The following is a 26,372-nucleotide window of genomic DNA, read 5'->3' on the forward strand; positions in this document are numbered from 1 at the left end:
AATTATAATCGTTATAGGTTAATAGTCGTTCCCTCTACCATCCAATTAACAAAACCTTGATATTACTGTATTAACCAAATGCCTACTGTTTTGTATTACTCCCACTCAATACTACCATATGTGTAACGTTGATATGAAAGGTTTTTAGGAAATATCTAAAACAATAAAAATATGCAAATTGATATTAAGTGTGCCACAGATTTTAAAGCTGAAATGACCTATCATTTCGGTTTTTATAGTCAATCTTCATGAATCAAAACTTGAAAGGGTACTTTAATGATAAATAAATGAGATATAATTTATTTTTAAAAATTCTTGTAGGAACAGATGGTAAAAACGGTATACTTGATATTTTTCCTAGACGCACAGCATAGCATTTTTCCAGAGATCTTCTCGAAAATTATGCTTAACTTTTTGTTTGTAAGTTTGCATGATGCGAACCGTAAGTAAGAATGCGTACACAGCCCTTTCTCACAATTATACTTTACAAAAAGCCATCAAAATTAATAAGGGCTTTTGGATTTACTTTCCTGTGTTTTTAAACTCTTGAATTCTTTTTCCTATTTCATCTCGCACTCTTTGAAATTCCGACCATTCTTTACCGGCAGGATCATCAAATCCCCAATGTTCTTTGGTTACATTAGAAGGTAATATCGGACAATTATTATCAGCGTCACTACATAACGTTACAACTAGAGATGATTGCTTTATAATCTCTGGATTTATAACATCGGAAGTTTGATTAGAGATATCAATATTCACTTCTTTCATAGCTGCAATGGCATTGGGATTAACACCATGTGCCTCTATACCCGCAGAATAAACGTCCCATTCTGTCCCTAAAATTTTTTTAGCCCATCCTTCTGCCATTTGACTTCTGCAAGAGTTGCCAGTACAAATAAAATAAATAATCTTGTTTGCCATATAAACGCACCTCATTCCTTTAAAATATTAATAATGTTAGATACAATCCTATCAGTGTAATGAATAACACAGGAATAGTTATCACAATACCTGTTTTAAAATAAGTCCCCCAAGAAATTTTCATCCCTTTTTGAGACAAGACATGTAGCCATAAAAGCGTAGCAAGGGAGCCAATAGGTGTAATCTTTGGACCCAAGTCAGATCCGATAACATTGGCATATACTAAACCTTCTTTTAATAAACCAGTAACATTTGTCTGATCAATAGCGATAGCGTCAATTAATACTGTTGGCATGTTATTCATAACGGAAGATAAGAAAGCTGAAATAAATCCCATCCCCATAATACCTGTAAATAATCCATTATCACCTAATGAAGTCAGCATACTTGCTAAAATTGTTGTAATACCGACATTTTTCAGCCCAAATACAACGAGATACATACCAATGGAGAAAATGACAATATTCCAAGGTGCACCTAATATGACTTGACGAGTATTTACCGCTTTTGATTTTCTAGCTAATAGTAAAAATACAATAGCAATAATACCTGCAATGATGGACACAGGGATAGCCAAAAATTCACTTGCTAAGTAACCCACAAATAATATTCCCAAAACAAACCATGAATATTTAAAGAGCCTTGTATCTTTTATTGCTTCTACTGGAGCTTGCAGTTCTTTATCATCGAAATGCTTCGGTATAGATTTTCTAAAGTATAACCATAAAACTAAAATGCTTGCTACAAGTGAAAATAGGTTAGGTATAATCATCCGGCTAAAATATTCTAAAAATCCAATAGTAAAGTAATCTGCTGATACAATATTAACCAGATTACTAACAATAAGAGGAAGGGACGTCGTATCTGCAATAAAACCACTTGCAATCACAAATGGAAAGATTATTTTTTCTTCAAAATTTAAGTTTCTAACCATGGCTAGAACGATAGGTGTTAGAATCAACGCCGCACCGTCATTAGCAAAAAATGCCGCAACAATAGCACCTAATAAAGAAATATAAACAAACATTTTTACGCCATTTCCTTTTGAAGCTAAAACCATGTGTCTTGCTGACCATTCAAAAAATCCAATTTCATCTAAAATCAATGAAATCATAATTATAGCAACAAAGGTGAGGGTTGCATTCCATACAATACTTGTCACGTCTATTACATCAGAAAACGAAACAACACCTGTAATGATGGCAAGAATAGCGCCAAGTATAGCTGTTACACCTATATCTAGTCCTTTAGGCTGCCAAATTACAAATGTTAACGTTAATAAAAATATCAGAACGGCTAATACTGTCATGATTCACACTCACCTTTTTGTATATTTTCGCATATACACGGTTTATGGTTAGAACCTAATAAAGAAAGTTGCCCTGTAATATCAGCGATAACATCATGATTAAGTCTATACATTGTCTTTGTACCATCCCTGCGAGAAATAACAAGTTGGTTTTGCACTAAGGATTTCATATGATGGCTTAAAGTTGGCTGTGAGAATTGAAAATGCTCTAATAAATCACATGCACATAATTCACCACAAGATAATATGTCTATTATTTCTAATCGACTAGGATCAGCTAAAGTCTTTAATATGCTAGATAATTCTTTATATGTCATAAAATCCTCCTGTTTAAAAATTTTCATGTACATAGATTATCATCTATATAGATATATGTCTATATTTATATTTGTTTACGAACTTGGTAATGAATTTGGAGTGCGTCATTAATTTTGCGTAAACAAAATTTCAACCTTTCCTCTTTTCAAAAATATAAACATCATTTTTTAAAAGAGAAGAATTTTTATTATGAATTTAACTGGCTTGAATATGAACTGAGACACTCCTTAGATTTTATATAGTGAATCTTCATAGTGGGGGATTTCTTTCATCCCCACGCTTGTTAGTACCGCAATGGTATGACATAAAGGCCGCTTACGAAATAGGGCATTTAGGTGCTGTTAGCTCCACTTAGACTTGTTGCAGTACGGTTATCCAACTCCTGAAGGTGAAGTCTTACAGTACCTTATATATGGGATAAATAATAATAATTAAGCATTATGTATTGACAAATTTATAACTTTGATTTACATTTTATACATCAAAAAAAATTGATGTATTGACGGAGGTGAAATGTATGAAACTAATTAAAAATGTAAGAGAATTAAGCGATGATGAGGCTCTCGACTTTTATGAGACTATGTTTAACGCATTAGCTGATAAAATAAGACTTAAGATTTTAAGTGAAATTAATAAAAGTCCACATAAAAATTTATGCGTTTGTGATTTAGAAAAAAAATTAAATTTAAAACAATCTAAACTTTCTTATCACCTAAAAAAATTAGTAAATGCCAACATACTGATATCAGAAAAGCATGGAACCTGGAATTATTACAGAATTAACGAAGATCAAGTACAGCTTGTTTTAACCGAAGATACTTGTTGCAAGATTTTTTAACAAGGGTCTTCTTATTCATCTCATTGATCAACTTTTATTGATCAATATATCAAAAAAAGTTGATTAATAAGAACCAAGGAGTTAATCTAATGTCAGATACAATTTTAGAGTTTATAAAAACATTTTTCATGCTATTTTTTGAATTGCTTGCATTATTTATCGTTGTTAGTTTTATTGTTAGCTTAATCCAACAAGTAATATCAGAAGAAAAAATCAGAAGATTTTTAAACCGCCCGAACAAAGCCGTTAATTACTTTTTAGGAACATTCTTTGGCGCAATAACACCGTTTTGTTCATGTTCAACGATACCTATTCTTGCAGGATTATTAAATTCAAGAGTTCCATTTGGACCTGCCATGAGTTTCCTTATCGCGTCCCCTTTAATGAATCCAGTAGTTGTATTTATGTTATGGGTACTTTTGGGCTGGGAAATTACAATAGTGTATATGGTTGTTCTAAGTATTTTTAGCATATTAACTGGCTTTGTATTTTCAAAATTAAATTTATTAGAATCATATAAAGGGGTAACAGTAAAAGGCGATGGATTCTTTAGCAATAAACAAGGGTCTAGAATAAAGCAAGCATTAAATGACGCATGGGCATTTCTTTACCCAATGCTTCCTTATCTATTCATTGGTGTTTTCATAGGTGCCTTTATTTATGGATTTATACCAACAGAGTTCATTACAAAATATGCAAGTGGTGACGGTATTTTCTCTGTTCTCATTGCCTCAGTTATTGGCATACCAATGTATATCAGACCAGAAACCATGTTACCTATAGCAGAAGCTCTTGTTTCAAAAGGAATGTCAATAGGTACAGTAATTGCTTTAGTTATTGGGGGTGCAGGGGCTAGCATCCCAGAAGTTGCCCTATTATCTAAGTTATTTAAAAAGAAATTCTTAGTTGCATTTATATCAGCTATTTTAATTGTAGCTATTGCAACTGGTCTCATTGTTAATTTAATTTTTTAAAGAAAAGGTGATAATTATATGAGTATGGAATCCTCAGTCATTAAACGTTATGGTAATGCTGCTATTAAACATGAACAAAACCTTTGCTGTCCTGTGGAATACGAAACTAAGTATCTTAAAATTATACCGGAGGAAATTATAGAAAAAGACTATGGTTGTGGAGATCCTTTGGGGAAAATTAAAGAGGGGGACACAGTTTTAGATTTAGGTAGTGGTGGTGGAAAAGTTCCTTATATCGTATCTCAAATTGTTGGGAAAACAGGAAAAGTCATTGGTGTAGATATGAATGATGATATGCTTTCCCTTGCTAAAAAGTATCAACGGGAAATAATTAATGCTTTAGGTTATGACAATGTGATTTTTCATAAAGGAAAAATTCAAAACTTAAAATTAGACTTAGATAAGTTAGATAAGTATATAAAAGAAAATCCAGCCGCAAGCCTAACTGATTTTAATTCAATTAACGATTATATCCTTTATTTAGAAGAAAGCCTTCCAATGATTGAAGATAATAGCATAGATGTTGTTATTTCTAATTGTGTATTAAACCTTGTTTCAACTAAAGAAAAAGAGCAATTATTTAATGAAATATATAGAGTTTTAAAGAATGATGGTAAAGCTGTCATATCAGATATTGTCTCAAATACGGATATCCCTCAGGAAATGAGAAATGATGAAAATCTATGGAGTGGTTGTTATTCGGGAGCAATGGAAGAAAAAGAATTTATAAATGCATTCGAAAATGCAGGGTTTTATGGTATTAATATTGATAAACGCGAGGAAACATGGACAACAATTAAAGACATAGATTTTAGAAGCATGACAGTTATAGCATACAAAGGAAAAGAAGGGCCTTGTATTGATAAAGGGCAATCTGTCATCTATAAAGGGCCATTTAAACATATCGAAGATGACGATGATCACATTTATCAAAGAGGAGAAAGAACTTATGTATGTGAAAAAACTTTTAATATATTGAAAAAGGAACCATACTCACAACTTTTTGACTTTATAGATGAAGATGAACATCAAATTAGCAATGATGATGAATGTTGTACCCCTACATGTAATTGTTAATTTCTTTAAAGGAGGTGATAAGATTGGAAAAAAGTCGCTTTAAAAAGGCTATTTCTAAATTAAAGCCGAAACAACAAGAATGTTGCTCTGTGCAAATTGAAGACATTAAAGAAAATAAGCAAGAATTAGAAGCTAAAAAAGAGCAAGATAATAACAGTTGTTGCTAATTAGCAATTCAAGGAAGCATAACTTTTATGCTTCCTATTTTATTATCAATATGGTAATGCTCCAATAAAAAATGTATACCTAACCCTAAATAATAAATACTGAATTTAAATAAAGACTGTTTCGAGTAGCAGGGTGAATTTGAATATATGTTAATGGAATGATGATTTAAGCTGTTTCCATATTCTCTTTTGTGCTCACCGAACGCTGGCACTGCCAGGAAATTTTCGTTGTTCCTAAATCATTAAAAAATAAACAATGTGGCAATTGTTGCCCCGACAAAATAAGTTCCATAAATAACACAACAAAAAATTTGTATATATCTATATGTATTTCACAGATATTACTGTCATTAATTTTGTGTGAATGAAATGTCAACCTTTCCTAATAAATGTCACTTGTATCACATTATGCTTTTTACAAAAGGATTGATTTTTGAATATTTGGGTGCTAGCTCGACAAATGATTTGAACAGTATTAAACGACAAATGGCGTTTTAAGTTGAAGGAGGTTTGGATGGTATAAGAAAGATGATATATAATATCGATAAAGGGATAGTGTTATTGAAGAATGTATTTGGCATTTTTTGTATGGAATGGCAATTAAGGTGATACACTGGTCTGTATTTTTATTCATACATCACGAGCTTGACACGGGACCTCTGTGATTATGAAATAAGGCAATGTGGCAAGCCCACGACTTGCCTGATACGGAAGCCTAGCATGACCACCTCTCCATGTAAAGCTGTAGTTATGCATTATATGAAGTATACTCTTAATTGCCAAAAGCTGCATTTATTAAATGTCATAAACAAAGAAGAAAAGGGGGAGTTTTTGATAGATTTATAAGTAAATAAAAATTATATTTGGGTATATTTCATACTATTTTATGCCATATGGAGTATCAGAGAATTATGGTTCGTTCCATATTTAGAATTGATGGATTCTGTTCCGAGAGCCATAACATCAGCCATGATTAAAATAGTTATTTGGGTCATTCCAGTCATGTTATTAGTTAAAATCATGGAAAAAAGTGTTCCGTTTTCCTATTTAGGATTACGTCATAACTTTAAAAGAGGTTTAAAATGGACAAGTTGGGTATCCTTAGCCTTCATATCCTATTTTGTAGTTTTAAATTTCATTATTTTAGATAATAATATCGATTTTCGAATAGGATTTAACGAATGGCTTAATACTATTCTATTAGTTGGGATAACCGAGGAAATTGTCTTTAGGGGGGTTTTTTATTAAGAAAACTGATGGATTCTGTTAGATTTTGGATAGCAAATATAATTACAGCATTACTCTTTGCATCGATTCATTTCCCTATTTGGTTTTATAAGGGTCTTTCATTCCCTTATATGCTAAGTTCCACAATAACAGCTTTTGTGTTGGGGATTATATTTGGCTTAGTATATAAAAAAAGCAACTCTCTTTGGTCAGCAATAATTGTTCACTCTTTATATAATTTATTAGTATCACTCTTCTACTAACTGATTCGTTATTTCAATGAGTAAATGATTAACATAGAACTTCCAATTTTATGGAAGTTCTATTTCTTTGGCTAAAATCAACTTTGGATATTAACAGAAGCATAAAATATTTTAAAAAAAGATCGAGGCGATTATTTTAGCTTTATCAGAAAGTGATCAAAAATGTGAAGAAAACAAGATCGAAATAAAAAATGCATAAATTTGCTTAATTCAGTTATTCCTTAATAGTGTGTGAATGATCGTAGATATCACATCAAATCCAGATTGCGAGCTTGGTTAAATCTCAAATTCTGCTTTACATAATTTGTAGCCTGCAGATGGGGCGTTATGTGCATTATCAATTTCCGCAGAATCAGAATCGAGTTTTCTTTCGCCTCATGACATTTAGTGTTTCTAGCCTTTTTGTAGTCATTTATGGCGATAAAAGCGAATGTAATAATGCTATTAGAATATTAAAAAAGTAGATCGAGATAGCCATTTGCAAGTTAACAGATAATTGTAGAATTCTACTCCCTCAGCCTTCTGACCTTTCAAGTTATATCCTTGTTTATTTCTTCCGATAAATTCAATTTAGAAATACGCTGTAATACAATTATGATGACTACATAAGATACCATAAAAAGTATCAATACTATCACTGTAATAACACTTATGTTAAATGATGGTAAACCAACATCAACCATATTAACAAATAATGTAAATAATACTCCAATAATAATACCGATTATGACCCCTGTTACTATATAAACAGTGATTTGCGTAAGAATATATTTCAACATATTTCCTCTGGTTAAATAGATAGTTTTTTGAGCTCTTACCGATTAATAGCCTTCTTGTGGTGCATTTGCATTGCGATTTAATTCTTTCCCTAAACAAGTAAGGGGCCTGCGACACTCACTTAATGAGGTAAATCAATATCTTTCACACATCTGAACCCTAAATTATTACTAGTGGATCTACCTGTATTTCCATTTCGTGCCGCTATTCGATACCTTTTACAATACGATTGATGACATAAAAACGATCCACCTTTTATAGCATATTTTTCATCGTCAATATTTTGATACGCTTTCCAATAATCTTGTCCATCAAAGTAATTAAATTCACTCAAAGGAATACCTTTTGGGTTTACACACCATTCCCACACATTACCAATCATCTGATATAATCCAAATTCATTAGGAGTAAAAGTTTTTACGGGGGCAGTTCCCGCATAACCATCCTCTAGTGTGTTCTGAAATGGAAAATTACCTTGCCAAATGTTACAGTTGATTTTCCCTTCTTTTAATAACTCATCTCCCCATGGATATAATTCACTTTTAATATTCCCTTTAGCAGCTATTTCCCACTCAGCCTCGGTAGGAAGCCTCTTACCTGACCATTTACAGTAAGCAATAGCATCATTACGAGAAATATGAACCACTGGATGATCTAATCTATCATCTATAGTTGAGCTAAATCCTTCTGGTGATTTCCAATATGCATCTTTGACAGCTAACCACCCAGATATACTCTTGACTTTTTTAGATTGACTTTTTTGTTCATCTGTTAAAAAGTAATGAAAGACAAAGGACCAACCAAATTTTTCAGCCTCTGTAATATATCCGGTTTCATTTACAAATTCTTGAAACGCTTCATTAGTAACCGTCGTTTCATCTATATAAAAATCATTGACATTTACCATAGTAGATGGACCTTCTTTATCATCTGAAAATCCATGCTTTTCATTCGTACCAATTTCATTTATACCACCGAGTATTCTGATCATTATTTACTCCCTTTCACTAAATTATTTGCCATGCGTTAAATAAGTTGATTATTAAAACAGCGATAATCACTATCTGATATACTCTCGTCACATACTTGGACCCCAACCTACCACTTAACATTGCTCCAATAAAACCACCGAGTATTGCCGCTGGAATAATGTACATTAGTAGAGATAAATCATAACGTGAAAAACCAGTACTGATAGCTATGGTTGAAACTTTGGACAGTTGTGAGAAGAAGATAGTAACGATAGAATAAACTGTAGATTCTTTAATAGACAAATTAAAAAAGCACATCAGTACTGCCACATTAATAGGCCCTCCACCAATACCTAATAAACTAGCCAAAAAACCTAAAATCAAGCCAACACCTATTTTAAGCCAAGTAGAAGTAAAGCAAAATTTTTTAAAAGGGTATATACTATACACCCAAGAAAAAATAAGGCTTAGAACGGTCAAACTGATTTGAACTAAAAGCACTTCTTTCCCACTTGGATACACATCCAGTATTTTTTCAAAGGTGTTATCTCCTAAAATGCCACCTAAAATAGACCCTACAGAAATGAGTAGGGCAAAATTCAATTGTAGAGCAATTCCATTTTTAATTTGCTTAATGGTTGAAGCTACTGACATCGTTAATACAGCAACACTAGAATAAAATGAAATTGCATAAACTGGATGTATACCAATTGTATCTAAGAGCGGCTTAATAATAACGCCACCACCCATCCCTGAAATGGCTCCTAACGTATTAGCAAAAATAATAATACAAAAATATAGCCAGCCCATTATATCTCTATCTTTTTCATCTGCCTAATTGCAGAAAAAATGGTATCTATTTTTGGGATGTAGGTTTTTAATAAATCTTGGTAACCACAATGATCGTTTGACTTAGATACATACATAGCATCTTTCATTCGCTTACACCCGCCGTTACAAGCACGGATATATGGACAAGTATAACAATATGCGGGTAATGGTGGTTTATTACACAAGAATTCTCTATGTGTTCCTTGGTCAAATAATTCTTTCAAGGTCTGATCTTGAATATAACCTATTCGAAATTGATCAAGAACAAAGAAATCACATGGATAAACACTTCCATCTGCTTCAATTACATATTGAACCTGACACTGCCCGACAATGCCACATGCTGAAAGTTCACGGTGAACGAATAAGTTAAAAATATCATCAAATAGTTTAATACTAATATAAGAGCCATTTTCTAACTCGTTTAGCCATAGTTCAAACATCTTCTTGTAAAAGAATGAAAAGTTTTCCGGAGTTAACGCATAACCATTTCCTGTTGTTTCAAAATCATCTAAACAAGGTATAAATTGAATGTAGTTTATTTGTTGTTCTTGAAGGAACCGGAATGTTTTTTCCGGTTCTTTCGCTAATTGGTTAGTCAATACACACAACACATTGTATTCAATATTAAACTTATCCAACAGTTCTTTCGTTCGGATTACTCGATCAAAAGTTCCTCTTTGTCTTCTATCTAATCTAGTCATATCATGATAAGGAGCCGGTCCATCAATGGACAGACCAACTAAAAAATGATGTTCTTTAAAAAATTGGCACCAGGCTTCGTTAATAATTGTTCCATTGGTTTGAATCGCATAATGAACCTCAACTTTTTTTGGCTGGTGAGCGACTATTGAAACGAGATATTCAAAGTATTTTAGACCTGCCAAAGTAGGTTCTCCTCCCTGAAAAGTCAGAGTAAGTTCATCTCCATCCTCTAAGTCACAAAAGATATTTTTAATCATTCTTTCTACTAAATCCGATTTCATTTTCCCATGTGTTTTCACTTCTCTTAGTGAACTAATATCATTGTAAAAGCAATAAGAACAACGAATGTTGCATGAAGAAGAAGCTGGTTTGATTAATACTGAAATATGTTTCATGTGTTTCTCCTATCTCTAATCGTTGATATCTAAATCAGAACCATTAGAAGCAATTACTTGTTTATACCAATCAAAAGATTTCTTTTTATAACGTTTGCCAGTACCTTTCATCTCGTCATCTAAATCCACATAAATAAAGCCGTAACGTTTTGACATTTCACCTGTAGAAGCACTTACTAAATCAATACACCCCCACGGTGTATACCCGATCAAATCAACACCATCAGAAATAGCTTTTTCCATTTCTTCAATATGACTACGTAAATAGTCAATACGATAATCGTCTCCAATTACAAAGTTTTCATCTGGCTTATCGACTGCTCCAAGGCCATTTTCTACAATAAACAATGGAACTTGGTAACGGTTGTATAATTCATTCAAGGCAATCCGCAAACCAAGCGGGTCGATTTGCCAGCCCCATTCACTTGATTCTAAGAATGGATTCTTTACACCGCCAAACATATTCCCAGATGTTTTGTTTTTGGACTGATTCACCACATCAACAACTGATGACATATAATAGCTAAATCCTATATAAGTTGTTGGGTTTTCTTTCAATAACTGCAAATCTCCATCTTTTATTTCAAGAGGTTGAATGCCATACTTATTAAAAATACGTTGGGTATACGAAGGGTATTTTCCACGAACCTGAACATCGGTACAGAAAAAATTCATTTCCTGATTAAACTCTAAACATGCTTGCTGATTAACCGGATTGCAATCCCAAGCATAAGTTGTAGCATAAATGATCATACACCCCATGTTAATATTGGGACTTAATTCCTTGGCAATTTTAACTGCTTTACTACTTGCCACAAATTGATGATGGAACGCTTGAAATATTACTTGTTTATCTGTTGCCCCTGTTTTTTCAATTAATCCTTGACTCATAACCGGAAAATGTAGCGCACCATTAATTTCATTAAAAGTCATCCAATATTTTACTTTTTCACCAAATCGAGTTAAGACAACTTTAGCAAACCGTTCATAGTAATCTACTAAAGAACGATTAGCCCACCCTCCATATTCTTTTGCTAAATGGAGAGGCATTTCATAATGGGAAATTGTAATCACTGGCTCTATATTATATTTTAAACAAGTATTAATCATTTTTTCATAAAAAGCTAATCCTTTTTCATTTGGTTCTGTTTCAGTTCCTAATGGAAAAATTCGAGACCAAGCAATTGAAAAACGATAGCATTTAAATCCCATCTCAGCAAATAAAGCAATATCTTCTTCCATATGTTGATAATGGTCAATAGCTTTGTGATTAGGATACGTATATTTACTTTCATCAATTGTCCAATCAAATTCTGAACTAGCTGCAATAGCAAAACGCTCTTTACCACCTGGTAAGGCATCAGCTATAGATAGCCCTTTCCCATCAATATTGTATGCTCCCTCACATTGGTTTGCAGCTGTTGCTCCACCCCAAAGAAAATCATCTGTAAAAGTCATCATCCATTCTCCTCTCAATTTAACTTCCAATATTAATTTCATTCAGTATTACTAAATAAAAGTAGAACAAAAATTATAATTTCAGGCATCCTGTTGTAGCAAACTGCCTGGGAAAAGACCGTTTTTCATTCGTACAAGAGACTGAAGGGGAATCCGAGCCCTACCTTTTGTATTCCCGAACCAATTTGAGATTTACCTGCCGTTTTTTCTATGAGGCTTCTTTGTCAAATCTTTAGTTTAAAAAGTCTTACCGGTAGCTTACACATGCTATAAATTTAAACGTTCAAATAAACTTTTTGGCGCTTCTAAATAAATTAGCTTATCTTTTAATTTTTGTATCATTTTATTTTCCATCTCTATATCATTAATAGAGTGCAATTGTCCTGGATCATTGGTCATATCAAATAATAAATTTCCCAATGAATATGAATCAATATAATTATCTAATTCTATTTCTAATATTGGCATATTGTCTGAAAATCTATTTCCTTCTATTAGGCGAATATTTTCTAAAGATTTTTTATTAAAAAAGCCTCTCATCATTGTAACTGCAAGTGTTTGATTGGTAAGTGGTTTATTATCCTTATTTGCAGATGCTCTCATGTAAATATAACGACCATCATAAATGCATACATGTCCTCCATTTGTACCGAATATAATGGTATCGTGATTTTGTTCAGCAGTACCGACTAAAGGAATTAACGATTTTCCATCACGTTCATAATTATCTTCTACTTTGAAATAGTCTAGCAGTGTTGATGGAATATCAATCGTTTGAGCTACAGAATGAATCACTTGACCATTATTTTCTTCTAATTGAGGTACATGCATAAAGAAAGGTACATGTATGATTTCATCATACATCGGAGCAATATTTTTACCTAACCAGTGATGTTCCCCTAACAAAAAACCGTGATCCGTGTTGACAATTACCAAAGTGTCTTTCCACATATTATGTTCATCTAAATAGTCTAAAATTCTACCAAGGTGAAAATCACACATAGATAATAGTGCTGCATACTCTTTTCTCATATTTGTTAAGTCTTCTTCTGAAATATTTTCATTATATTGATAAGCCGGCCAATAAGGTACATTATCAACATCAATACAATCATACATTTTTCTATACTTTTCAGGTACATAAAATGGTTCATGTGGATCGAAACATTCAATTTGCAGGAACCAATTGTCCAAATCACGGTGATGCTCTAAAAAATCTAAACCTGCGTTAATTGTTTTGACACTAGACATGTCCTCTTCATTAATTTGTTTGGTTCTATTAGCATAATGCTGAGTTACTGATAAACCCGTTTTATTCAAACTATTCTTATTATTATTTTCTAAGGCTTGGTTTCGAGGTATCCACCTGTCTCCTTCCTGTCCTCGAAACCCTTCCCAGGTTGAATATCTATTGTGATATGTTGCTCCACCATCTTCAAAGTAATGAGAATGATCAGTAACAAGATGACAATATACTCCACTTTCTTGGAGGCGTTCAAATACAGAGTTATCAAAACTTTCCAACGGCCCCCAGCTTCGATGTAAAAAATTATAGCGCCCTGTCTGTAATTCTCTTCTAGCTGGCATACAAGGCATACTTCCACCATAAAAATTATCAAAGGTTACGGTTTTATTTTGTAACCTTTTGAAATTTGGAGCATGAACCCAATCATTTCCAAAATTAGGCAAAAAATCTCTAGTCAATGTATCGAACATAATCATAACTGCTCGCATTTTTAAATCCTCCCTCTATATAATTAAAATATCTTCAAAATACTCTTGTTTTCTTAGAAATCTCATACACCTATTTAGGAATATTACAGGGGAAGTGGTCAAGTATAGGGACACATAATATTCTTACACCACCCTATCCATCCTAACGATCAAATTGTTAGCATTTGGTTAAAAATTGATATAACCATGCTCTATTACTCCACACTACTCATGGTCGTTCACCCTCCCATGTATCACGAAATATTAATCCTATACATTCCTTCGTTCTGCGTATCCACAAGGTGGAGGTCGGAAAAGCTCCTATACTGGGTCGTATGCCCGAATGGAAAAAATAAGCTCGACTCTGCATTATTAGTGATTGTTGATTCCAGAAATCCAAGTTCATTTATTCTTACATTTTGTTTATAAAACTTAAGCTGCCTGTAACGATTCGGTTTGAGGATCCCTTCAATAACTTGCTAACGTCATCTCGTGCACGTGCGGCGTGTTTGTCCTTAGCAATGTCAATTCCTACAATTATGTTTTTGGTGTGATTTGCGATATTTTGTGATTTGATTACAATTCATGGTGAGCCCTTTCCTTGGTTTTTATTAATTTCGGGGTCAATGCATCGACACCCAGCGCTATACCAGAGAGATTCTTTTTTGTTCAAACCTTAAATTTCTTCATTACAGGAATACTCCTATAGTAAATTTAATTTACAACTGTTAGTAATTCTTCACCAATCGATACATAATCATTTGTTGTTTCTACTACATCTAGAAATTCATTCGAGTTAGTCACAACAATAGGAGTAATGAGTGAATAACCCTTTTTTTTAATTTCTTCTAAATCAAAAGTAATCAAACGTTGGCCTTTTGTTATCTTATCCCCTTGCTTAACATGTGATTGAAAATGCTCTCCGTTTAAATTAACAGTGTCCATACCTATATGAATTAACATTTCCACACCATTATCATAAGTTATGCCTATAGCATGATTAGTTGGAAAAAGACTCGTTACCGTTCCTTCATCGAAAGCCACAACTTCATTATTTGTAGGGTTAATTGCTACTCCCTTTCCCAAGAGCCCTTCTGAAAAAGCTTTATCTTCAATTTGAGTAAGAGAAAGAACTTTTCCTTCGATAGGCGTAGTAACTACGATTTCAGATAAAATCTTTTCAGAATCTATTGTTCCGTCTTTTGGTAAATCCACAGACTCATTATTTTCATCATCCATATTAGCATTGTAGCCAAAAGTTAACGTGAAAATAAAACCTAAAACGAAAGAAACGGCTATAGCAATTAGAAACCCATAAAATCCTGCATCCAAACCTGTGTCAGGACTAATATAGTTTGGAATTCCAAAAAGCCCCATGCCACCTATAATATAACTTTTTGAATTAGCTATACCTATAATGATTCCACCGATCGAAGAAGCCAGTAATGTTGCATAAAATGGTTTTTTTCTTGGTAAAGTAAGACCATAGATAGAAGGCTCAGACACTCCAAAAAGACTGGATATGAAAGCAGGAATTCCTAAACTTTTCACTTTGTTATTTCTGGTTTTTATAATTATTGCTAATACAACACCGGCAGTAGCAAAAGGTGTTGCCATCCCTAAAACAATAATTGAGTCATATCCCAATACAGAAAGATTATTCAAAGCAATAGGGATTAACCCCCAATGCATTCCGAACATTACAAATACTTGCCAAAAACCTCCAACTATCCCTCCTGCTACAATAGGACTAAAATTGTAAAACGCCAATGTTAACGCTCCTAAAAGATTTCCAATCCAAGTTGCAATAGGCCCAATAACTAAAAATGTAACTGGTACTACAATGATCACCGTTAGAAACGGCACTAAAAAGTTCTTGACAACATTAGGCGTAATTTTCCCTAAGAATCTCTCTACTTTGGAAGCAAAGTATACGGAAATGATGATCGGGATAACACTTGAAGCATAATTCATCATAATAACCGGTATACCTAAAAACGTAATATACACTGGTGCCTCAAAAATAGTTCCTTCAAATAATGTATATAAAGGCTCTCCACTCGTTGTTATTCCTGTTATCAAAGGATACACTAATGATGCACCTATAACCATACCAACAAAAGGCCTTACATTAAACTTTTTAGCTGCAGTATAACCCAGGAAAACTGGAAAGAAATAAAAGAAACTATCTCCGGCAGCCTGTAAAATTTTATAAGTCCCAGATTCAAGCGAGATTAGTCCGATAGCTACAAACAATGCATTAAGCCCTTTTATCATACCCGTTGCAGCTAACACCCCGAGAACCGGTGTAAATATTCCTGAAATAATATCGATAAACTTATTAAATAACCCTTTTACTTCTGGATTGTGTTTGTTTTCCGATTCTATCGATAAACCAGAAAACGCTACAAATTCAGCATAAACATCTGGAACATGGTTACCGATTACAACTTGAAATTGCCCCCCATTCTTAATTACCGTAATAATCCCTTCTGTGTGCTTTAACATTTCAGGATTTGCCAGTGATTCGTCCTTCAAATTAAAACGTAACCTGGTGATGCAATGCTTTAAATCACCTATATTGGATTTTCCGCCTACACCAACTAATATTGTTTTTACTAGTTCTTTATATTTCATAATTTTTTACTCCTTTATATAGTATAAAAAAAAGACAAGACAAAATTAGAAGGTTAATGGACATTCTAATTCGGTCTTGCCTGCATTACCAGTAACAACCCTATTTTAATTACGATTTATTAACTTTTCGATATGAAGAATTAAGTAAAGCTGCTCATCTTCATTTAAGTGTATATCTAAATATTTCTCTATTAATTTCATCGTTTCATAAGCACCATGGTATTTATCTTTAACTTGCTTTAGCAACATATTTTCCACAGATGTTTCTTTTCGGTTATCAAGCCTTTTAAAGAAAAAACGCAAATGTGTTACAAATCGATCATAAGCCAAAGATTCTTCATTAAGTTCGACCTTATTTTTAAATCTTACAATAGATAAAATATCTCTAATCATTTTAGCCGTTTTAGCTGTATTTTCGATTTGTCCGATATTAGAATTTATTTCAGCATTAATAATATGCAAAGCAATATTTCCTGCTTCAGCTTCTGTAAATTCTATCCCTGTTTTTTCGGAAATTAACTCTATTGCTTTATTGCCAACCGCGAATTCTTTCGGATAAAATTTCTTTACTTCCCAGGAAAGTTCATTTATATTGACAATACCGTCATTGTACAACCTAATGGTATTAGCAATATGGTCTGTTAAAGAAATATATAAGGCGTCACTTAATTCATATGGAATTTCACTTTTTGCATATGAAATAATATCGTCAGTAAGAGAGACATATTGCGTAGGTATATTTTCTAGTAATGATGCAAACTTCTCTGTCATTTGTTTTCTTTGAAGAACAAACTTTTTCTCAATTTTATTTGGATCTGCTACATCACCCGTTCTTTTTTGAAAGCCCAAGCCTGAGCCAATCCAAATAAAATCTTCTCCATTTTCATCTCTTACCAAAACTGCATTATTATTTAAGATTTTTTTTATAACCGCCATGTTATAACACCCTCTAAAAATAAAAATACCTTAACTTGGCCAAAGAAAACCTAGTCTTTCGCCACGTCAAGGTATAGCCTGATTACTTCTTGTTCAGTAACTATCCTAATTAAATTATACATTAAATATATCACAATAAAAAAGGGATTGCAAGCGCTTTTTTATTCTTATCAAAAAAATTGAATTACACTATAAAGTAAGGATAAATATAGGTGCAATTGGGATTGTGTTCCGTCCCCTCACAGATCCGTGCGGGCGCAATTAACGCACACGGCTCCTCACCAACATCTTTCACAAAATATAGCTAATATGCTCCCTTAATTCGTAAATGTTTACCTTTATCTTCGGTTTCGGAAGTGGATATTTACGCAAAAACAACCGAAACTTCTCCCATGTGAATGAATTACGCTGACTTCTGCGGTTCATCCACTTGAAAAATTGTTTGATTATTTCATCTTGAAATTTATCCACTGCTGTCCCTTTGAACTTCTCGGCGCACTTTTCGTGAATTTTTCTTTTATATCCCATACTTCTACTTGCTTATCTTTTCCCCAATAAATCTATAATAAGATGATATTGCACTCTTTCCCTCTCCTTTACCTTTTGTCTCAGCAACTCAAGGTTATCAAAAGAGAGAGGAATGGGTGTAATTTTTTGCCTCTTTCTACGCATTGATACAATAAGGAGTACCACCACATTTAGGTATAGAGCCAAAATAAAACAATCTTAACTTATTCTAATTCGGAATAAGAAGAGTATTTTTAACAAAACTAAGATTCATAGCTTTCTAAAATGGAAGTTATCTTATCCTCAAACATACCAGTATTTAAAAATGATTTTAGAATACCATAAGTCTGTACTACAGGATTGATTCTATAAAAAGATTGATTAGTCACTGGATTAGTCACTACTGATATACTATAGCCTTCAGGTACTTCAACATCGCCTTCTTTGTTAACGCTTGTAGTAACTTCTGTTTGCGTTGAATGCTCTTTTGTTGCAGCAAGTGCTGATGTACCAGCAAAATTTGCAACAAGAAGACTTGCACATAACCCTGAAACTAAAACTTTTTTCATGTAATAATTTCTTCTTAAAGTAGTTATTTCAATTAAAGCGTAACATAACCAATTTTAACATACAACAAATAATCCCAATCTTTGATAGATTTAGTAAAAGGTTATTTTGCATTTAATTAATGAAATATATTTCAATCCATTCAAAATTTCAGCATAAATTTTTCCCTAAAATTAACAAATGTAAACACTATATAATCCCCTACCAAAAACACATACTTTTATTAAAAATTCCCTTTCAAACAATTTTGGTAGGGAACTATATCATTTTTTATGTTTTTTAACCATTTTAGTCTAGGATAAATGCTGTCAAATAGGCAAATTAAGTTAGCTTTTTATTACCACTTAGTACCATGTGAAAGATTAGAATTATTTATTCAACAAACGGGCCATTTCATTTAATAAGGGGATTTTCTTAGAACTCAAAACAATTTCAGTTAATATATCTCCTTTATGAATCCGATGTAGCAGAAAATGCATAAAAGTCAAGCCTTGTAAAAGAACGTTCGTTCCCTTATATTTGTATCTAAAGAATTTATAAATGAATTAAATTTATTTGAAAGTAGGTAGGTATACAGTGAAGATTGACATACCCAAAATCCCTGAAGATCTCACGCCAAGAATATTTACAGATATTTTTTACGAAGAAGATCCGGAATTTGAAATGTGTATAGTTAACGATTCAGAATTTGCCGACGAAGCACTTGATCGAGTGCGATTATATAAAACAGTGATTAGGAATTGTAATTTCACAAATACGGATTTTAGCCGAATTGATCTTACCGATGTGCGCTTTGAGAATTGTGATTTATCCAATGCTAATTTGGGGAATGCCTCCATGAATCGAGTTGAGTTTCTTAATTGTAAGTTACTTGGCAGCAACTTAACAGAGTCTTATATCGGTAATACAAGATTTAGGGAAACCATTCTTAATATGGTTACGTTCGGTAACTCAAAACTGGAAAAGGTGATTTTTGATGATGCTGCGTTAGAACGCGCCGACCTTTTTGACTGTAAGCTTAAAAAAGTAGAATTTCTTTCATGCAATCTTAATGGCGCGAGCTTTGAAGAGACACCTTTAAAAGGAATTGATATAAGCTCATCTGATTTTGATTCTTTAACTGTATCAATGGAGGACTTAAAAGGATGTATAGTATCAACGTCTCAAGCAATACAATTTGCTTCGTTATTAGGTCTAAAAATTCGACAAAATTGATACCGTTTAATCCTCTTTAACTTTGTACTTTGATTTTAAGAGGCATAAAATGACGTATGAAGACTTTATTTATCAAAAAAGGCAAAATTAAATTTTGATAATATTTATGCAAAGTTTTATATATACTGTAGACGGTAAGGCAGCACAAAAATGCTGTCTTACTGACAATGTATTGATATTATAATAATTGAATATATTCAATGAGAGGTTGAAGTAGATGACAACTTATCAAGTCATTGATTTAGAAAGTTTTCCAAGAAGAAACTATTATGAGTATTTTATGGCGACAGACACAACGTTTGAAGTGACAGCAAAAATTGATGTTACTCGAGCAGTTAAAAAATGCAAAGACGAATCTATAAGTTTTTATGCTTATTCCATTTTTAATTTGACTAAATCGGTTAACGCGATTCCGAATTTAAGATATGCCCACATAGATAATCAATTAGTAGAATGGCAAGAATTAGTGCCAACGTTTACGCACTTTAATCAAGAAAAAGAGTTATTTTATAGTTTATGGTTGGAAGGATTAACAGATTATAAATCCGTTGACCGTGAGTACAAAAAGCTTATAAAAGAGTATGCAAACACAACAGATATCGCACCAATGGGAGATGTTCCACCCAACGTGGTAAATATTTCATCAATTCCTTGGATGCATTTTGAACATTTTTCATCTCAAGCAGCAGCTAACAAAAATAATTTAACACCAATGATTACCAGTGGAAAGTACGAAAAAGTTGGTTCAAAGTTACTAATGCCAGTGAATATTAAGGTTCATCACGCAACAGTAGATGGCTATCATGTGACGTTATTTTTTGAAACACTGCAACGTGAAATGAATCGTTAACTTTTAGGAGAATAGGAAGGAAAACAATCGCGCAAATAAACTGATTCAGGGATTTAATTATATCGTGATGATGAAACAAGGAAGAGGAATTGATTAAAAATTTGTTTGGGAATGCGGGCATCAACCCAAGCATACAACATAATTTCCATTGTGACTTAGATTATAACATTCATGTTGTTTGCCGCGACTTCCTTCAGATTCTTGGTCACCCTAAGCACCCTTGACTTAAGCTAATCACTACTGCCTTCTTGGCTCAGAACTTCAACCCTAAAGAATGTGCGCATGCTTGGCACACTAAATCAAAACCACCAGTGTGAACTGGTGGTTTGCTCTGCGGCTGAAAGCCTTTATTACCGATCTCAACTTTAACCCCAACGATCGGGTTTCCCTCTTGCACTGCATTTACTCGTTGATATTTCTTCTTATTTTTTGTCCTGTAAATAGATCGAACTCTTCAAATAATGTTAATTGATCACTCCTATAATCTTCCTTGAGCTGATTCCTGATATATTCTTGAATTTGTTTTTTATTTCTTCCCACTGTATCAACATAAAATCCTCTACACCAAAATTTCCGATTTCCACATCTATATGAATCATGAGGCTGCTTCTTCCTTTTAAATAGCTCATAAATTGAGATACGCTTCATTATGGTGGTATACTAACTAACATATAGATGAAATCTTTAATATCACTAATGCTTCCATCAATGTAGTTTGGAAGTTTAAAATCCAGAATTATACAAACACCGAAAAACCCCACCTTCATTCAGATGGGGTTTCACTTTCGACAATATCACAAAATTCAGCGAGTGACAGGCTCCAATTTTTATATTAACCCGTACTTTACAAAACTATTAAATATACCATCTTCATCAGGAGTATCAGTAATATCATCAGCCGCTAGCTTCAGAGCTTCTTTAGCGTTTCCCATAGCAATTCCACGGTGAACATATTGAATCATTTCCAAATCATTCATCCCATCACCATAACCAAATGAGTTCTTTCTATTTATATTCAAATGTTCTAACACCTTTACAATAGCTGTCGCTTTATGGATACCTGGAACGGATAATTCTCCACTATTTTCCCCGAAGATAGGTACGGTGCTAGAAATAATATTGAATTTTGTTCCAAACTCTTCACTTATCTTTTCGATAGGTAAGTCTGATCCTAAAAAGGAGATCTTGTTAATGTCGTCTCGTATCAAATTTCTACCTTCAATCAGCGCATCATGGAATGGAAGGATTCCTTTTTCAATTTCCTCCTTCGCCTCGTGATTTTCCTTGATTACTTTATCAATGATGGAGCGTATATGTTTTTTGCAGTATTTACTAGCAAATAACCCACCATTTGACTCTAAATAAAAATCAATACCATGCTGACTAAAATAATCAACCAGATGCTGGACATCTTCAGGGTCCACGGTTTCATGTAAAATGACTTCTTGCCCAACTTCAATATATGCTCCAGCTGCGCCAATAATGCCATCGAATCCTATGTCCAGTATATCCTCATATAGTTCTGCTTTCGACCGTCCTGTACTGATAAAAATAAGATGACCGTTCTCTCTCGCTTTTTGCACCGCAGACTTTGCTGATTCAGGGACCACTCCATTATCATTGACGAGTGTCCCATCGATATCCATAAAAATAATTTTTTTCAACCTATCCAACTCCTGTACTACATTTATCTTACATCAATGATGAATAAATAACCTTCAATTATTCAGTGTACTTGACAATTGGAAGTAACAAATTAAATTTGTTTAGGGTTCTCCGAGAGATTATAGCTTTTCTCCATTCGTAGCGATTACGTCTTTATACCAACAGAATGATTTTTTCTTTTTACGTTCTAATGTACCATTACCTTCATCATCTAGGTCTACATAGATAAAGCCATAACGCTTGGACATTTCTCCTGTTGATGCACTGACAAGGTCGATACATCCCCAAGAAGTATAGCCCATCACTTCTACACCATCTTCAATAGCCTCTCCGACCGCATTAATATGTTCTCTTAAATATTCGATACGGTAGTCGTCCTGGATGCTGCCATCCTCTTCTACTTTGTCATAAGCACCTAAACCATTTTCCACTACAAATAACGGTACTTCATACCGATCATAAAGTTCATTAAGTGTAATACGAAGACCTGTTGGGTCAATTTCCCATCCCCAGTCACTTGCTTTAAGAAATGGATTTTTAACACCACCGACCATGTTACCTTGACCGATTTCATCTGTAGTTTTTTCTTTTCTTTCTGTACGAGACATATAGTAACTTAAAGAAATAAAGTCAACAGTACCTTCTTTAATCAATTCTAAGTCGCCATCTTCCATTTCGATATTAATGTCATGTTCCTTGAAATAGCGATTAATGAAAGTAGGATATTTCCCACGGACTTGAACATCTGTACAGAAATTATTAAATAAACGACTTTCTTCATGTGCATACATGACGTTTTCAGGATTGGAATCATAGGAATAGACTGGGGCATAAATAATCATACAGCCTACTTGAGATCCCGGGATAATTCGATGTGCTGCATTAACAGCAAGTGCACTTGCGACAAATTGATGATGCAGGGCTTGAAATGTTGGTTGGTACCTATCTTCTTCTTTTTGAATCGCAAATCCAAGTCCCATGATTGGCATCATAAATCCACTATTTATTTCGTTAAATGTCAACCAATATTTTACCTTATCTTTATAGCGGTTTAATACCGTTTCAACATATCTTTCGAAAAATGTAATCAACTCACGATTTCTCCAGCCGCCATAATTTTTCACTAAGTTTAATGGCATTTCATAGTGCGATAAAGTAACAACAGGTTCAATATCATACTTTGCCAATTCATCAAAGACACGATCATAGAATGCCAGGCCTTCTTCGTTTGGCTCCAGTTCATCTCCATTAGGAAAAATTCTAGACCATGCAATGGATAAGCGATAGGTTTTGAATCCCATTTCGGCGAATAGAGCGATATCTTCTTTATACCGGTGATAAAAATCAATACCTAAATGATTCGGGTAGTAATATTTATCTTTGTCAATCTCCCAGTCAAACCCAGGTTCACTTAATACTTTAAGCCTTTCTTTACCACCTGGTAAGACATCGGCAATATTCAATCCTTTATTACCTTCACCAAAGCCACCTTCTAACTGGTTCGCAGCCGTTGCTCCGCCCCATAAAAATCCTTTTGGAAATCTCGTATTTTTTGTCATGTAATGACCTCCTTCATTTTGTAATGCTATCCAAGCAGTGTTTTTATGAGTAAACGCTTGGATAACATTTTTCATTCAAGTATTAACCTAACTTTTCTTTCGTAACTTACTCTACAAAGCATTCTGTTCTTTCATCGTCAATGATACCATCATAATCATTATCTTTCCGCAAGAGATGATGTCAGCGTTATATGCGGAAGCAATATATTTATCACCAAATAACACATTTCCCTCACCATCTACTTGACTAGAATAGGTAGTCATGACAGATGCGGGCTCTTCTGTTTTTTACCAGTTAGGTTTAATCCCCCGCCTGTGACTATATTTAGATGATCCTCATAATTGTCACCTTGGAAAACCGCAAACTTACTTTGAAACGTATGTGATTACCCCCCCTTCGCCAGCACCATTCTGTTTTTCTGACAAGTTTACTCTTTTAGTGTTGCATCTTTTCTTGCATTTCCATAGAAGGTTATAATCTATTTATCTAAAAATATAATTGGCTTTCCAACCTGAATCGTTCCCTCTTCTGCAGTTTCAATGGACGTATATTGATCAAAGTTTGTAATAACAACGGGAGTAAAAATATCATAGCCAGCTTTTTCAATTGCCTCTATATCAAACTCAATGAGCAATTGTCCTTTTTCTATTTTGTCTCCCTGAGCAACATGTGCGTTAAAGAACTTTCCTTCTAATTGAACCGTATCCATTCCAATATGAACTAATAATTCTGCGCCATGCTCTGTTACAATACCAATCGCATGTTGTGTATCAAATAAAGCAGAAACCGTACCAGCTACAGGTGAAATTAACTTCCCTTCTGAAGGTTTGATTGCGACACCTTTCCCTAACGCACCTGATGCAAAAGCGGAATCGGAAATGTCAGCTAACTTGATCACTTCCCCATTTAACGGACTTTCTATTACTTCACTTGTTACATTTTGTTTCGTGTTATCTTCTGCTTGTGGAGCTGGTTCTTCAGTTTCTTTATTTGCACCACTAAAGAAGTATGTTAGTACAAATGCTAACACTGTTCCAACGGCAGCTGCGATAAGAGCACCAATGAATGCAACATTTATGCCTTCTTTTGGTTGGATAAAGCTAGGTAACTGGAATATTCCAAGTCCCCCCATCGCATAGCCAACCGTACCAAACAGTCCTAATAATGCACCGCCAATTCCTGATGCAATTAGTGTGAAGATGAATGGTTTTTTAAGTGGTAAAGCAATCCCGTACATACCAGGCTCTGTTACCCCAAAGATGGCTGATAAGATAGCGGGCGGGGTTAGTGTTTTCAACTTCTGTTTTTTCGTTCTCATCCAGATTGCTGTAAGAGCACCAGCTAGTGCAAAGGAATGGACAAACATTAATGCTAAGATCGGGTCCCATCCTTGACTAGAAAAGTTGTTGATCGCAATTGGGACAAGTCCCCAGTGCAGTCCAAACATAACAAATACTAACCAGAAAGCGCCTATAGCCGCTCCAGCAATCACAGGACTTAACTCATATAACCAAATGGTTCCTGCTCCGAGCAACTGACTTGCCCATGTAGCAATTGGACCAATGACAATAAAGGTTAATGGGACAATGATAAGCACGGTCAGCATCGGAACGACAAATGTTTTTACAACGTCTGGTACTATTCTCGCAAAAAAATTTTCAAGCTTTGCAGCGAAAAATGTAGATAAAATAATTGGAATAACCGACATCGCATACGTCATTAAAATAATTGGAATACCAAAGAATTCTATATGAACGGGTGATTCAAATAGGGTACCTGCAAATAATGTGTATAAAGGCTCTCCCGCTTGAGCACCCGGATCAAGCGCTGGGTAAACTAGTGCACCCGCTATCAACATTCCTAAGAAAGGTGTTCCGCCAAATTTTTTCATTGCTGTATATCCTAGGAATATTGGCAGGAAGTAGAACAATGCATCTCCAATTGCATTTAAAACTTGGTAGGTTCCGCTTGCTTCATTAAGCCAACCCATCGCAATAAATAACGCATTAAATCCTTTGATCATACCTGAAGCTACTAATACAGCTAAGATTGGCTGGAAAATACCAGAAATCATATCGATAAATCGGTCCAATAAGCTACCTTTATTACTTTTATCATCCGGGTCATCAACTGGTCTATTCGATTCGAAACCGCCTTCAGCAACAACTGCTTTATAAACGTCAGGCACGTGGTTTCCTATAACAACTTGATACTGCCCGCCACTTTGTCTAACCGTAACAACGCCATCCATGTTTTCCAGCACTTCCGTATTCGCTTTTCCTTCATCTTTTAGTTTAAAGCGTAAGCGGGTAATACAATGCACAACACTGTTAACATTTTCCTTACCGCCGACATTTTCAATTATGGCTTTCGCTAGCTTCTCATATTTCATTTTAAACCCTCCAATTCTAATCTGTTTTTTTTAAATAAAAATCCGAATGCTTTTACAAACATGATTCCATACTATGTTTGTTTGTACTTTCACAAG

General features: G+C 33.9%; 24 protein-coding genes and 1 pseudogene. 8 read left to right on the forward strand and 17 right to left on the reverse strand.

Annotation, left to right across the window (positions count from 1 at the left end):
* Positions 1 to 522: 522 nt before the first annotated feature.
* The 3 genes from arsC to BKP57_RS06390 are packed head-to-tail and all read right to left on the reverse strand — an operon-like array spanning position 523 to position 2,550.
* Positions 523 to 924: an arsenate reductase (thioredoxin) gene (gene arsC / locus BKP57_RS06380; RefSeq protein WP_072741179.1), complete on the reverse strand. Its 402-nt coding sequence runs from the start codon at positions 922 to 924 to the stop codon at positions 523 to 525.
* A gap of 19 nt (positions 925 to 943) precedes the next feature.
* Positions 944 to 2,233, reverse strand: a complete 1,290-nt coding sequence (gene arsB / locus BKP57_RS06385; protein ID WP_072741180.1) for an arsenite efflux transporter membrane subunit ArsB — start codon at positions 2,231 to 2,233, stop codon at positions 944 to 946.
* A complete protein-coding gene (locus tag BKP57_RS06390; protein ID WP_072741181.1) occupies positions 2,230 to 2,550 on the reverse strand; it encodes an ArsR/SmtB family transcription factor in 321 nt (106 codons plus the stop codon). The genes arsB and BKP57_RS06390 overlap by 4 nt, the downstream gene beginning before the upstream one ends.
* A gap of 518 nt (positions 2,551 to 3,068) precedes the next feature.
* Between BKP57_RS06390 and BKP57_RS06395 the strand changes: the two genes are divergently transcribed.
* From BKP57_RS06395 to BKP57_RS23415, 6 genes are all read left to right on the forward strand, one after another.
* On the forward strand, positions 3,069 to 3,389 hold the full coding sequence (locus BKP57_RS06395) for an ArsR/SmtB family transcription factor (protein ID WP_072741182.1): 321 nt from the start codon (positions 3,069 to 3,071) through the stop codon (positions 3,387 to 3,389).
* 89 nt (positions 3,390 to 3,478) lie between these two features.
* The gene (locus BKP57_RS06400; RefSeq protein ID WP_072741183.1) at positions 3,479 to 4,363 is read left to right on the forward strand and encodes a permease; all 885 of its coding nucleotides are present in this window, start codon (positions 3,479 to 3,481) and stop codon (positions 4,361 to 4,363) included.
* A gap of 18 nt (positions 4,364 to 4,381) precedes the next feature.
* Entirely contained in the window at positions 4,382 to 5,440 is a 1,059-nt protein-coding gene (locus BKP57_RS06405) for a methyltransferase domain-containing protein (protein ID WP_072741184.1), read from the forward strand.
* A gap of 23 nt (positions 5,441 to 5,463) precedes the next feature.
* The gene (locus BKP57_RS22465) at positions 5,464 to 5,607 is read left to right on the forward strand and encodes a type II toxin-antitoxin system RelE/ParE family toxin (protein ID WP_198035027.1); all 144 of its coding nucleotides are present in this window, start codon (positions 5,464 to 5,466) and stop codon (positions 5,605 to 5,607) included.
* Positions 5,608 to 6,576: 969 nt separating this feature from the next.
* Positions 6,577 to 6,855 (forward strand): hypothetical protein, encoded by a 279-nt coding sequence (locus BKP57_RS22470; RefSeq protein WP_198035028.1) that lies wholly within the window; start codon positions 6,577 to 6,579, stop codon positions 6,853 to 6,855.
* A gap of 8 nt (positions 6,856 to 6,863) precedes the next feature.
* A complete protein-coding gene (locus BKP57_RS23415; RefSeq protein WP_072741186.1) occupies positions 6,864 to 7,097 on the forward strand; it encodes a CPBP family intramembrane glutamic endopeptidase in 234 nt (77 codons plus the stop codon).
* 898 nt (positions 7,098 to 7,995) lie between these two features.
* Here the strand turns inward: BKP57_RS23415 and BKP57_RS06425 are convergent.
* The 9 genes from BKP57_RS06425 to BKP57_RS06465 all read right to left on the reverse strand — a co-directional run bounded on the left by BKP57_RS06425 (position 7,996) and on the right by BKP57_RS06465 (position 18,596).
* A complete protein-coding gene (locus BKP57_RS06425) occupies positions 7,996 to 8,865 on the reverse strand; it encodes a formylglycine-generating enzyme family protein (RefSeq protein WP_072741188.1) in 870 nt (289 codons plus the stop codon).
* A 16-nt stretch (positions 8,866 to 8,881) separates the two neighbouring features.
* Positions 8,882 to 9,655, reverse strand: a complete 774-nt coding sequence (locus BKP57_RS06430; RefSeq protein WP_072741189.1) for a sulfite exporter TauE/SafE family protein — start codon at positions 9,653 to 9,655, stop codon at positions 8,882 to 8,884.
* Positions 9,655 to 10,776, reverse strand: a complete 1,122-nt coding sequence (locus BKP57_RS06435; protein ID WP_072741190.1) for a radical SAM/SPASM domain-containing protein — start codon at positions 10,774 to 10,776, stop codon at positions 9,655 to 9,657. Before BKP57_RS06435 ends, BKP57_RS06430 begins: the two co-directional genes overlap by 1 nt.
* Positions 10,777 to 10,791: 15 nt before the next feature.
* Complete coding sequence (locus BKP57_RS06440; protein ID WP_198035029.1) at positions 10,792 to 12,237, reverse strand: glycoside hydrolase family 1 protein; 1,446 nt, start codon at positions 12,235 to 12,237, stop codon at positions 10,792 to 10,794.
* A gap of 264 nt (positions 12,238 to 12,501) precedes the next feature.
* A complete protein-coding gene (locus BKP57_RS06445) occupies positions 12,502 to 13,968 on the reverse strand; it encodes a sulfatase (protein ID WP_072741192.1) in 1,467 nt (488 codons plus the stop codon).
* A gap of 693 nt (positions 13,969 to 14,661) precedes the next feature.
* Positions 14,662 to 16,584 carry a beta-glucoside-specific PTS transporter subunit IIABC gene (locus BKP57_RS06450; protein ID WP_072741193.1) on the reverse strand — a complete coding sequence of 641 codons (1,923 nt, stop codon included), beginning with the start codon at positions 16,582 to 16,584 and terminating at the stop codon, positions 14,662 to 14,664.
* A gap of 105 nt (positions 16,585 to 16,689) precedes the next feature.
* The gene (locus tag BKP57_RS06455; protein ID WP_072741194.1) at positions 16,690 to 17,520 is read right to left on the reverse strand and encodes a PRD domain-containing protein; all 831 of its coding nucleotides are present in this window, start codon (positions 17,518 to 17,520) and stop codon (positions 16,690 to 16,692) included.
* A gap of 291 nt (positions 17,521 to 17,811) precedes the next feature.
* A complete protein-coding gene (locus tag BKP57_RS21955; RefSeq protein ID WP_232231338.1) occupies positions 17,812 to 17,991 on the reverse strand; it encodes a hypothetical protein in 180 nt (59 codons plus the stop codon).
* A 299-nt stretch (positions 17,992 to 18,290) separates the two neighbouring features.
* Positions 18,291 to 18,596 carry a hypothetical protein gene (locus BKP57_RS06465; protein WP_072741196.1) on the reverse strand — a complete coding sequence of 102 codons (306 nt, stop codon included), beginning with the start codon at positions 18,594 to 18,596 and terminating at the stop codon, positions 18,291 to 18,293.
* 574 nt (positions 18,597 to 19,170) lie between these two features.
* Here BKP57_RS06465 and BKP57_RS06470 point away from each other — a divergent pair.
* Together BKP57_RS06470 and BKP57_RS06475 are read left to right on the forward strand one after the other, a co-directional pair.
* Positions 19,171 to 19,809, forward strand: coding sequence for a pentapeptide repeat-containing protein (locus tag BKP57_RS06470; RefSeq protein WP_072741197.1), 639 nt, complete (start codon positions 19,171 to 19,173; stop codon positions 19,807 to 19,809).
* Positions 19,810 to 20,026: 217 nt separating this feature from the next.
* Positions 20,027 to 20,659 carry a CatA-like O-acetyltransferase gene (locus tag BKP57_RS06475; protein ID WP_072741198.1) on the forward strand — a complete coding sequence of 211 codons (633 nt, stop codon included), beginning with the start codon at positions 20,027 to 20,029 and terminating at the stop codon, positions 20,657 to 20,659.
* A gap of 402 nt (positions 20,660 to 21,061) precedes the next feature.
* Here the strand turns inward: BKP57_RS06475 and tnpA are convergent.
* The 5 genes and pseudogenes from tnpA to BKP57_RS06495 form a co-directional block, all read right to left on the reverse strand.
* Positions 21,062 to 21,342: pseudogene (gene tnpA, locus BKP57_RS06480) on the reverse strand (IS200/IS605 family transposase); the annotation flags it as partial.
* A 144-nt stretch (positions 21,343 to 21,486) separates the two neighbouring features.
* On the reverse strand, positions 21,487 to 22,323 hold the full coding sequence (locus BKP57_RS06485) for a Cof-type HAD-IIB family hydrolase (protein WP_232231340.1): 837 nt from the start codon (positions 22,321 to 22,323) through the stop codon (positions 21,487 to 21,489).
* Positions 22,324 to 22,443: 120 nt separating this feature from the next.
* On the reverse strand, positions 22,444 to 23,883 hold the full coding sequence (locus BKP57_RS06490) for a glycoside hydrolase family 1 protein (protein ID WP_072741199.1): 1,440 nt from the start codon (positions 23,881 to 23,883) through the stop codon (positions 22,444 to 22,446).
* Positions 23,884 to 23,994: 111 nt separating this feature from the next.
* Positions 23,995 to 24,147, reverse strand: a complete 153-nt coding sequence (locus BKP57_RS21960; RefSeq protein ID WP_156875284.1) for a hypothetical protein — start codon at positions 24,145 to 24,147, stop codon at positions 23,995 to 23,997.
* Between the two features lie 215 nt (positions 24,148 to 24,362).
* Positions 24,363 to 26,276 (reverse strand): beta-glucoside-specific PTS transporter subunit IIABC, encoded by a 1,914-nt coding sequence (locus tag BKP57_RS06495; RefSeq protein ID WP_072741200.1) that lies wholly within the window; start codon positions 26,274 to 26,276, stop codon positions 24,363 to 24,365.
* Positions 26,277 to 26,372: the final 96 nt, after the last annotated feature.

The sequence above is a fragment of the Virgibacillus sp. 6R genome (assembly GCF_001895305.1).
Classification (GTDB): Bacteria; Bacillota; Bacilli; order Bacillales; family Amphibacillaceae; genus Virgibacillus; species Virgibacillus pantothenticus.

Excerpts from the sequence above, each read along its gene's own strand:
- BKP57_RS23415 (WP_072741186.1), top strand. The coding sequence starts at position 6,864 with ATGGATTCTGTTAGATTTTGGATAGCAAATATAATTACAGCATTACTC.
- BKP57_RS06425 (WP_072741188.1), bottom strand. The coding sequence starts at position 8,865 with ATGATCAGAATACTCGGTGGTATAAATGAAATTGGTACGAATGAAAAG.
- BKP57_RS06400 (WP_072741183.1), top strand. The coding sequence starts at position 3,479 with ATGTCAGATACAATTTTAGAGTTTATAAAAACATTTTTCATGCTATTT.
- BKP57_RS06390 (WP_072741181.1), bottom strand. The coding sequence starts at position 2,550 with ATGACATATAAAGAATTATCTAGCATATTAAAGACTTTAGCTGATCCT.
- BKP57_RS06405 (WP_072741184.1), top strand. The coding sequence starts at position 4,382 with ATGAGTATGGAATCCTCAGTCATTAAACGTTATGGTAATGCTGCTATT.
- BKP57_RS06455 (WP_072741194.1), bottom strand. The coding sequence starts at position 17,520 with ATGGCGGTTATAAAAAAAATCTTAAATAATAATGCAGTTTTGGTAAGA.
- BKP57_RS06395 (WP_072741182.1), top strand. The coding sequence starts at position 3,069 with ATGAAACTAATTAAAAATGTAAGAGAATTAAGCGATGATGAGGCTCTC.
- BKP57_RS06440 (WP_198035029.1), bottom strand. The coding sequence starts at position 12,237 with ATGATGACTTTTACAGATGATTTTCTTTGGGGTGGAGCAACAGCTGCA.
- BKP57_RS06445 (WP_072741192.1), bottom strand. The coding sequence starts at position 13,968 with ATGCGAGCAGTTATGATTATGTTCGATACATTGACTAGAGATTTTTTG.
- BKP57_RS06475 (WP_072741198.1), top strand. The coding sequence starts at position 20,027 with ATGACAACTTATCAAGTCATTGATTTAGAAAGTTTTCCAAGAAGAAAC.
- BKP57_RS06435 (WP_072741190.1), bottom strand. The coding sequence starts at position 10,776 with ATGAAACATATTTCAGTATTAATCAAACCAGCTTCTTCTTCATGCAAC.
- BKP57_RS06430 (WP_072741189.1), bottom strand. The coding sequence starts at position 9,655 with ATGGGCTGGCTATATTTTTGTATTATTATTTTTGCTAATACGTTAGGA.
- BKP57_RS06450 (WP_072741193.1), bottom strand. The coding sequence starts at position 16,584 with ATGAAATATAAAGAACTAGTAAAAACAATATTAGTTGGTGTAGGCGGA.
- BKP57_RS06465 (WP_072741196.1), bottom strand. The coding sequence starts at position 18,596 with ATGAAAAAAGTTTTAGTTTCAGGGTTATGTGCAAGTCTTCTTGTTGCA.
- BKP57_RS06490 (WP_072741199.1), bottom strand. The coding sequence starts at position 23,883 with ATGACAAAAAATACGAGATTTCCAAAAGGATTTTTATGGGGCGGAGCA.
- arsB (WP_072741180.1), bottom strand. The coding sequence starts at position 2,233 with ATGACAGTATTAGCCGTTCTGATATTTTTATTAACGTTAACATTTGTA.
- BKP57_RS06495 (WP_072741200.1), bottom strand. The coding sequence starts at position 26,276 with ATGAAATATGAGAAGCTAGCGAAAGCCATAATTGAAAATGTCGGCGGT.
- arsC (WP_072741179.1), bottom strand. The coding sequence starts at position 924 with ATGGCAAACAAGATTATTTATTTTATTTGTACTGGCAACTCTTGCAGA.
- BKP57_RS22470 (WP_198035028.1), top strand. The coding sequence starts at position 6,577 with ATGATTAAAATAGTTATTTGGGTCATTCCAGTCATGTTATTAGTTAAA.
- BKP57_RS21960 (WP_156875284.1), bottom strand. The coding sequence starts at position 24,147 with ATGACTACCTATTCTAGTCAAGTAGATGGTGAGGGAAATGTGTTATTT.